Consider the following 13,476-nt stretch of genomic DNA (forward strand, 5'->3'; position numbering starts at 1 on the left):
ACCACTGCCGCCCCCGGCGTCGATCCTGCGGCTTGATCACCCTGATCCGACAGACCACTGCTAGGAGCCCGGCGGCGCGGGACCGGCCGATGGGGAGGGCGGTATCCGGCCGGCGGCGAGGTCCCCGACCAGGGCCTCCCAGAAGTCCACCTGCAGCCGTTCGTAGCCGAGGCCGAGCTCCAGGGCGCGCCTTAGCGACCACGGCATCGCGTCCGCCGGGAGCGCCGCGAACGCCTCGTAGCTGGCGAGCTGCGCCCGGTGGGCGGCAGCCTGCCCGCGCGCGAGCGTCACCGCGTCCGCCGGACGGCCCAGCTCAGCGAACGCGAGCTTGAGCAGGCCGGGCGCGCGTAGCTCCCCCAGCGCCGTCTCGCCACTGGCGAGCCACTCGGCGAGTGCCGCCCGGCCGGCGTCGGTGATCCGGAAGATCCGGCGGCGGCGCCCGAACTCCTCGCGCTCCTCGGCGAGCAGGCCGGCCTCGGCCAGCCGCGGCGGCTCCTTGTAGAGCTGCGCGTGCGGGAAGGACCAGAAGTTGCCGACCGACTGCGCGGCGAACGACTTCAGGTCGTAGGGCGTGGCCGTGCCATGCCTGGCCACCAGCCCCAGCACCAGGTAGGAGACCGGCGTCAGCGACGCCGCTCCCGGAACCGATGAGGGCCGGTCCGTCGCGTCGGGTGCCTCCTTCTCGTCCACAGCCCGCAGATTACTCCTCGCAAATGGTCCGATTCATACTATAGTTCAGACCATCCGAAACAGACGGTCTGCTACGGACCACCGACGCCCGAGGAGCCCAGATGGCCACCATCCCCTGGTCCACCCCGTCCACCGCGACCACCACTGACCCGTCCGCGACCGCCACCCCGGCGGCCGCGACCGCCGGGACGCCCGACCCGTCGGCCGGTACACCGGTGGTCATGGCCTCCCGGTTCGAGATCACCTCGCGCCGGCACACCGTGTCGATGCTTCGACACGCGCTGCGGGTGCGGCGCGCACTGCTGACCACTCCCGGGGCTCTGGGGGTGTCGCTCGTCGCCCGCCCGATACGCGGGGAGTACTGGACGTTGTCGGGCTGGACCGACCGGCCGGCGCTGGATGGATTCGTCCGCTCGGCCGAGCACCGGGCGGCGATGCGCGAGCTCGGGCCCACGATGGCGCACTCCACGTTCGTCTTCTGGACGCACGACGCCGCGGCGCAGCCACCGACCTGGACCGAGGCCAGGGCCCGGGTCGACGCCGAACGATCGGGGCCGAAACCGGCACCGGAGCCGACCGCCTGACCACGGTTGGGGCCCGACTGGGGCCGAGGCCCCGAGTGCCCTGGCTGACCCAGCTGCCCGGGCTGGCCCAGCCCGTTCGAAGCGCCGCAACCCCCGATGCCGCTGCTACCGTCCGCAGCCATGTCTTCACAGATCGGGGTGGGGTCTTTGTCGACCCTGGAAGAAGACGGCGCGGCGGGTCCGCCCGGCGCCAGACGTCCCAGACCGGGCCAGCACCGCCGGCGGCGCCGCGGGCGCGGCTGGCTCCGTCCAGGCGGGCGGCACCCGCGCCGCGGGCCAGGCGGCCCGCGAACGGCGTGGGTCAGCCTGCCGCCGCCCGATCGCGAGCAGAAGCTTAGCGATCAGCACGACGAAGGCGGGGACGACCCGCCGATGGACGGCGGCGGGCGGCGCGGCGGCGGCGGGCGGCGCGGCGGCGCACGCTGGTGGCGCCCCTGGCTGGCCGGGCTCACGGTCGCGGCCGCGGCCATCGCCGTCCTGCTCCTGCTGGAACCGGCCCCGAGCCCCTCCCCGGCACCCGGCCCGCCGGGGGCCACAGGCGGGTCCCCCACCGGCGTCCCGACGACCCCGGTCACGTCGCGACGCCAGTCGCAGAACGACGATGAACTGACGCGCTACTGGACGCCGGAGCGCCGGGACCAGGCCATCAGGGGCGACGTCGCCCAGCGCCCGGCCCCAGCGGCCGGCGAGACCGGCCAGGCGGCGAACGCGCCCAGGTCTCCCGGCTCATCCCTTGGCACGCCCGGCACGCCCGGCGGGGCCCCGGCCGCCGAGGCTCCGGACGTCCTGGCACCCCACCTCGCCGACGACCCGGTACCGGGCGCCCTCTCACCGGACGTCCCGGTACCCGACGTCGTGGTGCCTGGCCGGGTGCCGCTCGCCGGCAACCGGGTCGCGCCCTACCGCGGCGGCGGGCTCGCGGCGCGCGCCGAGGGAGCCCTGTTCAGCACGATCGGCGGCATCGACTACGYCTGCTCCGGCACCGTCGTCGACAGCCCGGGCGGAGATCTCGTACTGACCGCCGGGCACTGCCTGCACGAGGGGGGCTCGGCGGGCGGGTTCGCCACCAACGTCATCTTCATTCCCGGCTACGCGAACGGCGCCTCGCCGTACGGTGTCTGGCGCGCCCGGCAGCTGACCGTGACAAACGGCTGGGGAACCCGGCAGAACTTCAACGAGGACGCCGGTTTCGCGGCCTTCAGACCGCTGGGCGGCCGGTCGCTCGCGGCCGTGGTCGGCGGCACCTTCCCGATCGGTTTCGGCACCGGCAGGCAGTCGCAGACCGTCCTCGGCTACCCGAAACTGCCGCCCTACGACGGTTCGACGCTGATGTACTGCTCGGGCACACCCACCGCCGATCCGCACGGCGGGACGTCGCTCGGCGTGCCGTGCTCCATGACCGCGGGCGCGAGCGGCGGCGGCTGGTTCAGCGCGTTCACCGGTGGCACCGGCACGGTGGACTCCGTGGTCAGCTACGCCTACACGACGGATCCGGGCACCATCTACGGCACCTGGTTCGGCCCCGTCGTCCAGGACCTCTACCAACACGCGATGGACCTCTGACGACGCCGCGACGGCGCCGGGACGGCGCTGGGACGGCGCCGGGACGGCGCTGGGACGGGCAGGGCTCGACAGGCAGGGCTCGACAGGCACCGCTCGGCGGGGCCGAGCTCTGTGGGCCGAGCCCGGCGGGCAGAGCCGGGGCCGGGCCACGCGGCGGCGCGAGGGGTCGGTAGCGTCGTGCGCATGCCRCACACCGGGCCGTATGGGCTGGTTCTGGCCCTGCACATCGTGGGCGCCATGTTCGTGATCAGCCCGCTCGCCTTCGCGGGCCTCTGCCTGCCCGCGATGACGTTCGTCGGCCTGCGCGCGCTCCCGATACTGCGCCCGGCGCCACGGCTGCTGCGGCTGGCCGCCGTGGCCTCGCTCGGGGTCGTCGCCCTCGGGCTGGTCCTCGTGCGGCAGGGGCCGTTCGGCAGCGTCCGCCACTACGGCGACGGCTGGATCACCAGCGCCGTCGCTCTCTGGGGGATCGCCACCCTGCTCACGGTCACCATCCTGGCGGGCGGCGTCGCGACGGCGGTCGCGGAGATCGAGCAGACCGGCATGGCGGCCCGGCACCGCCTGCCGTGGCTCGCTCTCACCGGCCTGATCACGACGTCCTGCTGGATCGGCATCGTCTTCCTCATGGTCGTCAAGCCCGGCATGTGACGGATGTCGGCCCGTTCGGGCCGGCCTCCGTCGCCGTGCGCGCCCCATCCGCCTCGCCATCGATGGTCGCTATCAGTATCGATGGGATCACTTTAAGTAAAGTGGCGTCGGCTACCGATGGYGACGAGGACGGTGCATGTGGTCTTTCCGACGATCGAGTTCGCCGCCTTCTTCCTGGTCGTGATGGCTCTGTCATGGTGGCTGATGCCGCGGCCACGGTGGTGGAAGCCGTTCATGCTGGCGGCGAGCTACTTCTTCTACGGCTACACGGATGCCCGGTTCGTGCTCCTGATCGTCGTGTCGACGCTGGTCAACCAGGCCGCCGCCACCATGCTGGCCCGCCGCCGTGACCGGAGGATCCTGATCGGCGCGATCGTGGCCGATCTTGGCCTGTTGGGCTGGTTCAAGTACTACGGGTTCTTCGCGCTGTCGGTGGACCGAACGCTTGGCCAGATCGGGCTTGGCGCGCCGCTACCCCTGCTGCAGGTCGCCCTGCCGATCGGGATCTCCTTCTTCACGTTCCAGGCGCTCTCGTACGTCATCGACGTCTGGCGTGGTGACACCACGCCGGCAAAACTGATCGACTTCGCCGTCTACGAGGCGTTCTTCCCGCACCTGGTCGCCGGCCCGATCGTGCGAGCCCGGGAGTTCATCCCGCAGCTGGYGAGCCCGCGCGACCGCGCCGCCGTGCCGGCGACCCGCGCCGTCTTCCTGATCTGCGGCGGCCTGGTCAAGAAGGTGGTACTGGCCGACCTGCTCGCCCGTCGCCTCGTCGACCCGGTCTTCGACACTCCCGGGCAGCACTCGTCCATCGAGGTACTCGCCGCGATCTACGGCTACGCCGTGCAGATCTACTGTGACTTCTCCGCCTACTCGGACATCGCCATCGGGATCGCGCTGCTGCTGGGCTTCCGCTTCCCGGACAACTTCGACCGGCCGTACGCGGCGACGAGCCTGCGCGAGTTCTGGCGACGCTGGCACCTGACGCTCTCGCGCTGGCTGCGCGACTACGTCTACGTGCCGCTCGGCGGCAGCCGGCGCGGCCCGCGCCGCACCCAGTTGAACCTGCTGGTCACGATGGTTCTCGGTGGCCTGTGGCACGGGGCCGCCTGGACGTTCGTCTGCTGGGGGGCGGCGCACGGCGCCGGCCTGGCGGCCGAGCGCTCGTTCGCACAGCGCCGGGCCCGCCCTCGCGACCGCCATGACCCCCCCGGTCCCGGCCTCGCCCCCGCGTCGAAGGCCGCCGCGCCCGCCGCGCGTTCGGTGACCATCCCGCTCCCCCGCGAAAGCGGAGACCCGACCAGGAGCGACCTGGCCGATTCACCCGCCGACGCGGCCGCGTTGACGGCCATCGCTCCCGCTCCCGCGGCACTCGACTCGGCGGAAGCGGCGCCGGCCGCCGCGGGCCCGCCACGGGCGAGCGAGGCCGCCGGTTCCGTGGCCGCCGACTCCATGGCCGCCGGTTCCATGACGGTCGGTTCCATGGCGGTCGACTCTGTGGTCGCCGGTTCCATGGCCGTCCCCGCCAAATCCACCGTCCCGACCGCGCCGGACGAGCTGTCCACGTCGCGCGGCCCGGTGGCGCCGGGGATGACGACGGCCGGACGCTGGGCACGCCGGATCGTGACGTTCCACCTTGTGTGCGCCGCCTGGGTGCTGTTCCGGTCACCCGACCTGGCGACCACCGGGGAGATCCTGCGCCGGCTGGTGACCGGCGGGCTCGCCGTCGGCCTGGTGACGCCGACGGTGGTCGTCGCGATCGCGGTCGGCCTCGGCCTCGCCGCCGTGCCGGCGCGCTGGTGGGTGGCGGCCCAGGGAGCCTTCGACCAGCTGACGCTGCTGGTCCAGGTGCTCGCCGTCGCCGCGTTCCTGCTGGTGGCGTACTCGTTCGTCGGCCAGCAGGACGTCGCCCCGTTCATCTACTTCCGCTTCTGACGCTCCCCCGCAGGTCGCAGCGTCGGCGGACCCGCTTTGGACACGGATTGGACACGAACGCGCCGATCATGCGCTGGCCGTGCCCTTCAGCAACGCTGCGACGGCGTCCGCCGCGGACTCGGCGGTTCCCTCGACGAGGTGCCCGTACAGGTCGGTCGTCACCCTCGTCGACGAGTGACCGACCAACTTGGAGATGATCTCCAGCCGGACACCGGCGTGCAGCAGCATCGAGACCGCGCCGTGGCGAAGGTCGTGCAGACGGATGCGCGGCAGGCCGGCGGCGGCCTCCAGCTTCCGGAACCGGTGGGAGATCGCCTCAGGCCGCACCAGGCGACCGATCTCGTCGCAGAACACCAGGCCGGCATCGTCGTACGCCTGGCCGGCGCGGAGCTTCTCCGCGGCCTGCGCCTTGCGGTGCGCCTTGAAGGCAGCCGCCGTGTCCGCCTCGTACACCACGACGCGGTTCTCRCCGGCTTTGGTCTTGGGCTTGCCGACGACTACCCGCCCGCCGGCGAGCGTGACGGCCTGGGCGACGGTCAGGCGGTTGGCGGCCAAGTCGACGTCCGACCACCGCAGGCCGACCCCCTCGCCCCGCCGCAGGCCGTACATCGCGTAGATCCGCCACAGAAGGGCGTACCGGTCATCGGCGACGTGCGCGAGGAACGCGCCTGTCTGGGTTGGCGACCAGGGGCTCACCCGCGGGGTGCCCTTCGGGGGTAGGTGGTTCTTGCCGTAGCGGAAGCAAGGATTCCGGCCGACCAGCTCCCGGTCCAGGGCGTCGCTGAGCGCGCTGGACAGCACGGCGAGCACCGAGTGCAGCGACGTCGGCCCGAGGTCGTGATCTTCGTCTTCTGCGATCAAGTCGAACAGATGATCCAGCGTGTCGACGCGGACCTTGCCGAGCTGGACGGYGCCGATATGCGGGATCACGTAGGTGTTCAGGCGGTAGGTGTAGTCGGCCAGCGGGCCGGGCTTCAGCGTCCGTTCCTTGCGCTTCAGCCAGTCCCGCAGGTACTTCGCCAGCGGCTCGCGCGACGGGTCGGTGTACGTACCCGCGGCGACGGCTGTGATCGTCCCCGCGCGGAAGTTCTTCGCCTCCTCCGCCGTGCGGAACCGCCGCTTGCCCTGGCGGCGCTCCCCGTTCGGGCCGGGCGGCTTCTCAAAGCGGACGAGGTAGCGCACCCGGTGTCCGGGGCTGTCCTTGCGACGGCAGGATTCGGGATCCTCGCAGGGGCACTCCCGCTCGTAATCCTTCGATCGGCTCACGGTGCACCGCCCCTACCGAGGTGCTGTTCGATCTGCTGCGCGAGCTCGCGCGTGAGGTGGCCGCGGTGCGCCTGGCGTTCGGCCGGCCCGGTGTCGCCGAGCATGTTCACCCGTAGATCGCGCTCGTCGGTCAGAGTGCGGCCCCACAGATCCAGGGCGGCGCCCATCACGTCCATGCGGTCGATGCCTAGCCGCTCGGCGAGCGCCTCATCCGCCTCAGTGCCCATTAGGCGACCGCCACGCGCTGGCGCCATGACGGTGGAATTCTCCCACGGTCCCGGCGGCTTCTCCCCCGCGAGCATCCGCCGGAGATCCGAGCGGCGCCAGGCCGTCGACGGGCTCACGRCCACGTCGCCGTCTCCTGCGAACAGCTCGCCGAGCGGAACGCCGAACGCCCCAGCCAGTAGCACAAGCGTGCCGATGTCGACCGTTTCCCGGTCGCCGCGCTCGATTGCCGCAACCCGGACCCGCGTCCAGTTCAGCCCCACGGCCTGGAAATGGCGCGCCGTCTCGTGCTGTGTCCATCGGCGCTGTTCGCGGAGCCGGCGAAGGTTCGCACCGATCACCTGACCTGTCGTACTCGGATCGGCATCGCCGGCCGTCACGTCGTCTGTCGCCATCTGTCGTCGCTTCGCACGGATCGATAATCGCACGTCGTTGGGTCGCTTGCCGAACATGCCACCCATCCATTACGGTCATCATCGTTCGATCGCTGGTCGAACAGACCAACGAGCACGAGCGACCCGACGAAGGAGTGGGCGTGGCAAACGCGACGGCCGAAGCACACACGGAGTGGACCGTCGAGCGGGTCCGCAGCCTCGGCGTGCGGACGGATCTCCGGACCGCGTGCAGGGTGATCGGCATCGGCGAGACTGTCGGCTACCGCATGGCGAAGAACGGGACGTTCCCGGTTCGGCTGATCAAGGTCGGCCGAAACTACGTGGTCCCCGTGGCCCGGCTGCTCGACCTACTCGGCATTGAGGCGCCGGCTGCATGAGCCCCAACGCAGAACGGCGCCCCTGGGAAGGCGCCGTTCCAAATGATCAGCGGCCGGGCGGTCGCGGCGATCAGTCCGAGAGTACCGCGCCGGCATGGTCGCCGGGGCGGATCGCCCGGGAGCGCACCCGCGCCTACCTCCGTGCCCGCGCCGCCGCCGCTGGGCGCCGGCTCCTGAGCCGCGAGGACGAGGAACGCCACGCCGATCGGCGCCGCGCCGGTGAGCTGGCGCGGGACTGGTCGGTGGCCGAGTGAGCACCGAGATGCGCGCCGCGGCGCTCACCCTGGCCGCCCGTGGGTGCCACGTCTTCCCCGTGCTGACCGGTACCAAGCAGCCGCTGGTGAAGTGGGGGACGACCGAGCCTGCGACGACCGACCCGTCCGTCATCACGTTCTGGTGGTCGACCTGGCCGCGGGCCTCGGTAGGCGTCGCCACGGGCCCGTCTGGGCTCGTGGTCGTCGACCTGGACGGAGACGAGGGCGTCGCGTCGTGGTTGTCGCTGGTCGCCGAGCACGGGCAGGTGCCCACGGCGACGGTGGCGACGGGTCGCGGTCATCACCTGTGGTTCCTCGCTGGAGACGGGCCGGAGCTCCGCAACTCGTCCAAGCTGGTCGCCCCCGGTATCGATGTGCGCGCCGTGGGCGGGTACGTCATCGCCCCGCCGTCGTGGCACCGGACCGGGGTGCGGTACCGGTGGGAGAACGACGACCAGCCTGCGCCCCTGCCCGCATGGGTGCGCGCGCTGGCCACCCCGCCAGCGCCGGAACCGCGGCCCGCCGCGCCGCGGTTCCGTCCGGCCTCCGGTTCGGGAACGGCCGCGCCTGACCGCATCCTCGCCGGTCTGGTCCAGGTGGTCATGGACGCGGCCGAGGGGACCCGGAACGACCGGCTGTACTGGGCCGCGCGGCGCGTAGCCGAGCATGCCGGCGCTGGTCGGCTCGACCTGGAGACGGGCGCGGATGCCCTGCTGTCGGCTGCGGCGGCCGTGGGCCTGCCCGCGTTCGAGGCGGAGCGCACCGTCCAGTCGGGGCTCCGCCATCTGGGGGCCGCGTGACGGCGCCCGACGAGACCCCTGCCGCGAGGATCGCGCGGCAGGCGCGGGAGCGCACCGCCGAGCGACGCAGCGCCGACGAGGCCGAGGCCGGCGCCGAGCTGGATGGCGCCGAGGTGCTCGACCAACTGCACGCGCTGTTCACCCGCTACGTGGTCTTCCCGGACCCGGAGTCGGCGGACGCCGTCGTGCTCTGGACGGCCGCGACGCACGCGGTACCGGCCTGGGAGCACGCGCCGCGGCTGGTGTTCTGCTCGCCCGAGAAACGGTGCGGGAAGAGCCGGGCCCTCGACATCGTCACCGGCGCCTGCCATGACCCGCTGATCACGGTGAACTGCTCGATCGCCGCGGTGGTCCGGTCGCTGTCGGACGACCCGCCGACACTGCTGATCGACGAGGCGGACACGATCTTCGGGACGAAGCGGCAGGCCGAGAACAACGAGGATCTTCGGGGCATCCTCAACGCTGGTCATCAGCGCGACCGCCCGACGATCCGATGGGACATCACCTCCCGCCAGCTGGAGAAACTGCCCACGTTCGCGATGGCGTGCCTGGCGTCCATCGGCGACCTGCCGGACACGATCATGGACCGCGCGGTCGTCATCCGGATGCGACGCCGCGGCCCCGGTGAGTCGGTCTCCCCGTTCCGGACGCGCCGCGACGGGCCGGACCTGGTCGCGGCGCGCGCCCGGGTCGGGACCTGGGCGCAGGGTCGGAGGGACGCCCTCCAGAAGGCCGAGCCGGACATGCCGCTGGAGGACCGGGCGGCCGACACCTGGGAACCGCTGATCGCGATTGCCGACGAGGCCGGCGGCGCCTGGCCGGAGCGTGCTCGCAAGGCCGCGAAGGTGCTCACCAAGGCGGCCGAGAACGACACCGGGAGCGGCGGTATCCGCCTGCTCGGCGACCTGCGGACCATCTTCGGCCAGGCCGACAAGCGGGCCATGCTCGGCGAGGTAGACCGGCTGTCGACGGAGCTGATCCTCGAAGGACTGCTCGGTCTCACCGAGAGCCCATGGCGAGACGTGGGCTTCGGCCGCGCGCTGGACGCGGCCGGGCTCGCCGAGCGACTCAAGGGCTACGGCGTCACCCCCAAGCCGCTCCGGTTCCCGGAGGGCACTCGCCGCGGCTACGACCGCGGCCCGCTCTCCGACGCATGGGCGCGGTACCTGCCCGTAACGGCCGTAACGGACGAAACAGATGACTGAACACGCAGGTCACGGCACCGAACCGCGTTACGTCCCGCCCGTAACAGGGGGCGTAACGGCCCGGCGCGCCGTTACGCCCGTTACGCCCCCTGTTACGGGTCGCAACCCTCTGACCTGCACCGTTACGGCTGTTACGGCTGTTACGCCCCCATGGCGTGAAGAGACCGAGGGGGATGTCGAGTACCCGCCCGACCTACCTGTGGGAGGGCGAGCAGGGATGTCGACCGAGCTACCCGATGTGGCCKCCGTCCGTCTCGACGGCGGGGGCCTGGCCGTCGCCCGGTGCCCCTTCTGCCAGCGGCGCCACCTCCACGGAGGTGCCCCCGGCGTACGGGTCGCGCACTGCGTCGGCGACGGGCCGCGCCGGTCCTACCGGCTGTGCCTTGACGCGTTGGCCGTGACCCGCAGTAACGGAGAGGAAGGCCGGTAATGGCCGGTGGTGGTGCCACGTGGACGCGGGAGGACACCGGACTGACGGGGGCTCAGCAGGCCGCTGTGACCCGCCTCGTTCACCGGGAGGTGGCCGACCCGGACGCGCGGCAGGACGTGCTCGAGGCGCTAGGGCTGGCGCCCTACTCCGACCCGAAGGCGGCCGGATACCGGGCGTTGGCCGCCGCCATCGCGGGCCCGGACGAGGAGAGGACCGAGCAGTGAGCAGGACACCCCGCCGGGTCCGCGCGGGCAGGAAGCTGGTCGCCGGGATCGCGGAGGTCTCCGCCAGGCGCCCCGTCGATGCGGCCGCCGCGGCGCCCTGGCTCGACGCAGCTGCGCGCGCCGTCCTCGCCGACGTCACCGCCGGTCGCGTCATCCGCTGCGAACACCGGCCGGGCCCGTCGGTGCCGCTGTTCGCGTCGCTGGCACGCCCCGGGCTCGTCACCTGCGGCTGGTGCACGCGGCTGCTGTTCGGCGACCTGTGCGACCGCTGCCACCAGCGCCTGCCGCGGACGGCCAGGGTCAGGGCGATGGTCGTCACCGCCGGGACGCTCGGCCTGTTCGTCCAGCTGTGCGCCACCTGCGACGCCACCGCCGGGCCCGGCGAGGACCAGGCGGCGCGGCACCGGCCGGGGAGGCGCGGACGTGGGAACGGCGGCGGCGCGGCCGGCAGGAACCAATCCACCGATCGAGAGGACCAGAGATGACGATCACCGGTGAGACGACTGGCCCCAACCACCACCCTGGCGATGGCGGGGCGTTCGTCCGGCTACGGGCCGCGGTGACGCGCGCCGACGTCGACGCGGTGCTCGCCGAGGTGCCCGCCGGTGCGTGGTCGGGCCAGCGGGTGAGTCGCTGCCGCTGTGGCGTCAGCCTGGCCGCGGCCTGCCGCGGGTGCGGGCAGCTCGTGAGCGCCACCGCCATGGTGGACGTCGACGCTGCCGAGTTCACGCCCCGCTGCTGCCGCGCGTGGGACCGCGAGGTGACCGCGGGCGAGCAGGGCAGCGACCAGGCGCCCACGGAGGAGGAGACACGTTCCGACGACGAAGGAGACCGCGCGTGACGACGACCGACCTGCTCCCGCTCCAGCGGGGCCACTACCGCTGTACCTGCGGCTGCGAGATCCGGATCGACCAGGGCGGCCAGGCCGAGGTGACCTGTGCCGGGTGCGGCACGACCTGGACGGACGCATCACTCGGCGACCCGGTCAGTGGGCCGCTGGTCTGCCGGACCTGCCGGGGCACGTCCACGGGCTCGCACGGTGCGCCGTGCGTGCCGTGCGGGGTGCCGCGGCGTACCCCGGTGGGCGCCGAGCCGGCGCCGGCCGAGGCCTGGCGCGCGCCGTCGCGGCCTGGCCCGTCGATCGAGCGGGCACTCGCGCCCGCCGACGTCGACATCGAGGTGCCCGAACCGGCCGCCGGGGTGCTGACCGGGCCGGGCGGGTTCTGGCCCGGCGGGTCGGACCAGGACTAACCACCCAACGCGGGACAATGGATCAACGAGAGGAGTCACACGATGGGCGACTGGGGTAACGGCGACTACTGGACGCGGGCCGACGGCATGCCGCGCGGGTCGGTGTCCGTCAGCTGCGCCCGGGCGACCTGCGGCGCGCACGCGAACCCGTTCGGCGGGGCGTACTGCTCGCAGACCTGCCAGACGCTGGCGACGTCGGCGAGGATGACCGCGGCCCGGGATCGGGCCCGTCCTCGCGAACTGCAGGACCGGGCCGTGGAGATCCACTGGGGTGCCGAGCGGCGCCGCCATGAGCAGGAGTGGGGCGTCAGCCTCGGCGAGGACCAGGCGCTCGCGCGAGCCGTGGTCCGCGACGACCGGGAGCGCCGCGCCGACTGGGTCGCCGGCCACGTCCGCGAGGCCGTGCCCTTCGACGGTGACCAGTACATCGCCGAGCTGCGCGCCCGCGCGGGCTATGTCCCGCCCGAGCTCCGCCGCGCGGCGCCGCCGGCCCGGACCGCGCCGCCGTCCCAGCGGGGTGGCGTCATCTACCGCCGGATCCCCGGCGGCGGGGTGGTGTGCAGCCATGGCTAAGGCGGCGGAGGCCGGGCTGGTCAAGGCCAAGGAGTCGTACTGGGCACGAGAGCTACTCGTGCCCGCTGGCACGGTGATGGCGGCGGACGACCYGCGGGTGCGGGCAGCGTTCGTCGCCCCGCTGGACCTGACGCCACCGCCCGTCGCCGAGCTGGCCTCGGATACCTGGGGCTGACAGGCCAGRCAGCAGACGAGAGCAGCCCTCGTGACCGATGGTCACGGGGGCTGCGTCGTGTCCGGCCAGCGATGCTCGGAGTCTGGTCACCTTCTGTCAGATACAGACTGTGACCAGACGACGGACCAAGATCCGTCACAGGTTGTGGCTAACAGATGGTGACGGACCCCAGGCCAGCCGCGTGACTCATGGTTGYGAAGGCGGGCCATCGATGGCTGATTTGATCACGTCGAGTGAGAATTTGGCGCGGCTCGGCGCGAAAGTCGATCGCGAAACAGGCGGGGACCCGCTGACCCCACGAACAGCCATCTCTCCCCCCGCGCTCGGAGGCCCTTCACGCAGCGTGACGGGGGCGCCAGGCCATGATCGCTACTCTGAGTAGCGCCCTCAAGATCGCTCAATGGTCACCGTACGTGACGTAGATCGATTCGGATGGCTGCTACGGAGCGTCACGGCTACCCGAGATGCGCCCTACTTGCCCTACTTCGGCGCGCCTTTACCGAACGCGCGTTCGCTCTAGCCCTAGACTGATCTCCGTGGCATCGGAATTGCCCCAGATCGCCGCCGCGGCCGTGCTGACCAGCGGCGATGCCTGGCGCGCCGAGGCACGCTGTGCCGGCTCGGACCCGGATCTGTTCTTCGGTGACGCGGTCGACGAGCTGAGGGCCGCTCAGGCCGTGTTCTGCGCCCGCTGCGCGGTCCGTGCCGACTGCCTGCGCACCGCCCTGGCGTTCGAGGTCGGCCAGACCCGCTACGGCGTCGTCGGTGGCCTCTCCGCCCGCCAGCGCCAGGACCCCGCCGCCGTCGGCCTGGTGCTCGCCGGTGGTCCGCCGCCGGTCGTCGGCGCCGGCTCGCCCCGTCCGTCGCGGCGGGGGTGACCG

General features: G+C 72.6%; 18 protein-coding genes. 15 read left to right on the forward strand and 3 right to left on the reverse strand.

Features of this window, described 5'->3' with window-relative positions; all coding sequences use genetic code 11:
• Positions 1 to 60: 60 nt before the first annotated feature.
• Complete coding sequence (locus BL253_RS01020; RefSeq protein ID WP_076812531.1) at positions 61 to 690, reverse strand: PadR family transcriptional regulator; 630 nt, start codon at positions 688 to 690, stop codon at positions 61 to 63.
• 101 nt (positions 691 to 791) lie between these two features.
• Here BL253_RS01020 and BL253_RS01025 point away from each other — a divergent pair, with 101 nt between their 5' ends.
• The 4 genes from BL253_RS01025 to BL253_RS01040 all read left to right on the forward strand — a co-directional run bounded on the left by BL253_RS01025 (position 792) and on the right by BL253_RS01040 (position 5,420).
• Positions 792 to 1,274 carry an antibiotic biosynthesis monooxygenase family protein gene (locus tag BL253_RS01025; RefSeq protein WP_081437880.1) on the forward strand — a complete coding sequence of 161 codons (483 nt, stop codon included), beginning with the start codon at positions 792 to 794 and terminating at the stop codon, positions 1,272 to 1,274.
• A gap of 372 nt (positions 1,275 to 1,646) precedes the next feature.
• Positions 1,647 to 2,837: a trypsin-like serine peptidase gene (locus BL253_RS01030; RefSeq protein ID WP_081437881.1), complete on the forward strand. Its 1,191-nt coding sequence runs from the start codon at positions 1,647 to 1,649 to the stop codon at positions 2,835 to 2,837.
• A 183-nt stretch (positions 2,838 to 3,020) separates the two neighbouring features.
• Positions 3,021 to 3,485: a hypothetical protein gene (locus BL253_RS01035; RefSeq protein ID WP_076812533.1), complete on the forward strand. Its 465-nt coding sequence runs from the start codon at positions 3,021 to 3,023 to the stop codon at positions 3,483 to 3,485.
• Positions 3,486 to 3,623: 138 nt separating this feature from the next.
• Positions 3,624 to 5,420 carry an MBOAT family O-acyltransferase gene (locus BL253_RS01040; protein ID WP_076812536.1) on the forward strand — a complete coding sequence of 599 codons (1,797 nt, stop codon included), beginning with the start codon at positions 3,624 to 3,626 and terminating at the stop codon, positions 5,418 to 5,420.
• A gap of 66 nt (positions 5,421 to 5,486) precedes the next feature.
• Here BL253_RS01040 and BL253_RS01045 read toward each other — a convergent pair whose 3' ends face one another.
• Both BL253_RS01045 and BL253_RS01050 read right to left on the reverse strand, forming a co-directional pair.
• A complete protein-coding gene (locus BL253_RS01045) occupies positions 5,487 to 6,686 on the reverse strand; it encodes a tyrosine-type recombinase/integrase (protein WP_131831429.1) in 1,200 nt (399 codons plus the stop codon).
• A complete protein-coding gene (locus tag BL253_RS01050; protein WP_158230316.1) occupies positions 6,683 to 7,363 on the reverse strand; it encodes a helix-turn-helix domain-containing protein in 681 nt (226 codons plus the stop codon). Before BL253_RS01050 ends, BL253_RS01045 begins: the two co-directional genes overlap by 4 nt.
• Before the next feature lie 83 nt (positions 7,364 to 7,446).
• Between BL253_RS01050 and BL253_RS01055 the strand changes: the two genes are divergently transcribed.
• The 11 genes from BL253_RS01055 to BL253_RS01105 all read left to right on the forward strand — a co-directional run bounded on the left by BL253_RS01055 (position 7,447) and on the right by BL253_RS01105 (position 13,473).
• Positions 7,447 to 7,683, forward strand: coding sequence for a hypothetical protein (locus tag BL253_RS01055; RefSeq protein WP_081437896.1), 237 nt, complete (start codon positions 7,447 to 7,449; stop codon positions 7,681 to 7,683).
• A complete protein-coding gene (locus BL253_RS01060; protein WP_076812547.1) occupies positions 7,680 to 7,937 on the forward strand; it encodes a hypothetical protein in 258 nt (85 codons plus the stop codon). Before BL253_RS01055 ends, BL253_RS01060 begins: the two co-directional genes overlap by 4 nt.
• A complete protein-coding gene (locus BL253_RS01065; RefSeq protein ID WP_076812550.1) occupies positions 7,934 to 8,737 on the forward strand; it encodes a bifunctional DNA primase/polymerase in 804 nt (267 codons plus the stop codon). Before BL253_RS01060 ends, BL253_RS01065 begins: the two co-directional genes overlap by 4 nt.
• A complete protein-coding gene (locus BL253_RS01070) occupies positions 8,734 to 9,942 on the forward strand; it encodes a DUF3631 domain-containing protein (RefSeq protein WP_076812553.1) in 1,209 nt (402 codons plus the stop codon). The genes BL253_RS01065 and BL253_RS01070 overlap by 4 nt, the downstream gene beginning before the upstream one ends.
• A 495-nt stretch (positions 9,943 to 10,437) precedes the next feature.
• Positions 10,438 to 10,596 carry a hypothetical protein gene (locus BL253_RS42135; protein ID WP_158230317.1) on the forward strand — a complete coding sequence of 53 codons (159 nt, stop codon included), beginning with the start codon at positions 10,438 to 10,440 and terminating at the stop codon, positions 10,594 to 10,596.
• Positions 10,593 to 11,081, forward strand: coding sequence for a hypothetical protein (locus BL253_RS01080; protein WP_076812559.1), 489 nt, complete (start codon positions 10,593 to 10,595; stop codon positions 11,079 to 11,081). Before BL253_RS42135 ends, BL253_RS01080 begins: the two co-directional genes overlap by 4 nt.
• Positions 11,078 to 11,437 carry a hypothetical protein gene (locus tag BL253_RS01085; RefSeq protein WP_076812563.1) on the forward strand — a complete coding sequence of 120 codons (360 nt, stop codon included), beginning with the start codon at positions 11,078 to 11,080 and terminating at the stop codon, positions 11,435 to 11,437. Before BL253_RS01080 ends, BL253_RS01085 begins: the two co-directional genes overlap by 4 nt.
• On the forward strand, positions 11,434 to 11,847 hold the full coding sequence (locus BL253_RS40090) for a hypothetical protein (RefSeq protein WP_076812565.1): 414 nt from the start codon (positions 11,434 to 11,436) through the stop codon (positions 11,845 to 11,847). The genes BL253_RS01085 and BL253_RS40090 overlap by 4 nt, the downstream gene beginning before the upstream one ends.
• 42 nt (positions 11,848 to 11,889) lie before the next feature.
• The gene (locus BL253_RS01095) at positions 11,890 to 12,420 is read left to right on the forward strand and encodes a hypothetical protein (protein ID WP_076812567.1); all 531 of its coding nucleotides are present in this window, start codon (positions 11,890 to 11,892) and stop codon (positions 12,418 to 12,420) included.
• A complete protein-coding gene (locus BL253_RS01100; RefSeq protein ID WP_076812569.1) occupies positions 12,413 to 12,595 on the forward strand; it encodes a hypothetical protein in 183 nt (60 codons plus the stop codon). Before BL253_RS01095 ends, BL253_RS01100 begins: the two co-directional genes overlap by 8 nt.
• Before the next feature lie 536 nt (positions 12,596 to 13,131).
• A complete protein-coding gene (locus BL253_RS01105; protein ID WP_158230318.1) occupies positions 13,132 to 13,473 on the forward strand; it encodes a WhiB family transcriptional regulator in 342 nt (113 codons plus the stop codon).
• The last annotated feature ends 3 nt before the right edge of the window (positions 13,474 to 13,476 follow it).

It is taken from the genome of Pseudofrankia asymbiotica (assembly GCF_001983105.1).
GTDB lineage: Bacteria > Actinomycetota > Actinomycetes > Frankiales > Frankiaceae > Pseudofrankia > Pseudofrankia asymbiotica.

Excerpts from the sequence above, each read along its gene's own strand:
- BL253_RS01025 (WP_081437880.1), top strand. The coding sequence starts at position 792 with ATGGCCACCATCCCCTGGTCCACCCCGTCCACCGCGACCACCACTGAC.
- BL253_RS01060 (WP_076812547.1), top strand. The coding sequence starts at position 7,680 with ATGAGCCCCAACGCAGAACGGCGCCCCTGGGAAGGCGCCGTTCCAAAT.
- BL253_RS01085 (WP_076812563.1), top strand. The coding sequence starts at position 11,078 with ATGACGATCACCGGTGAGACGACTGGCCCCAACCACCACCCTGGCGAT.
- BL253_RS01095 (WP_076812567.1), top strand. The coding sequence starts at position 11,890 with ATGGGCGACTGGGGTAACGGCGACTACTGGACGCGGGCCGACGGCATG.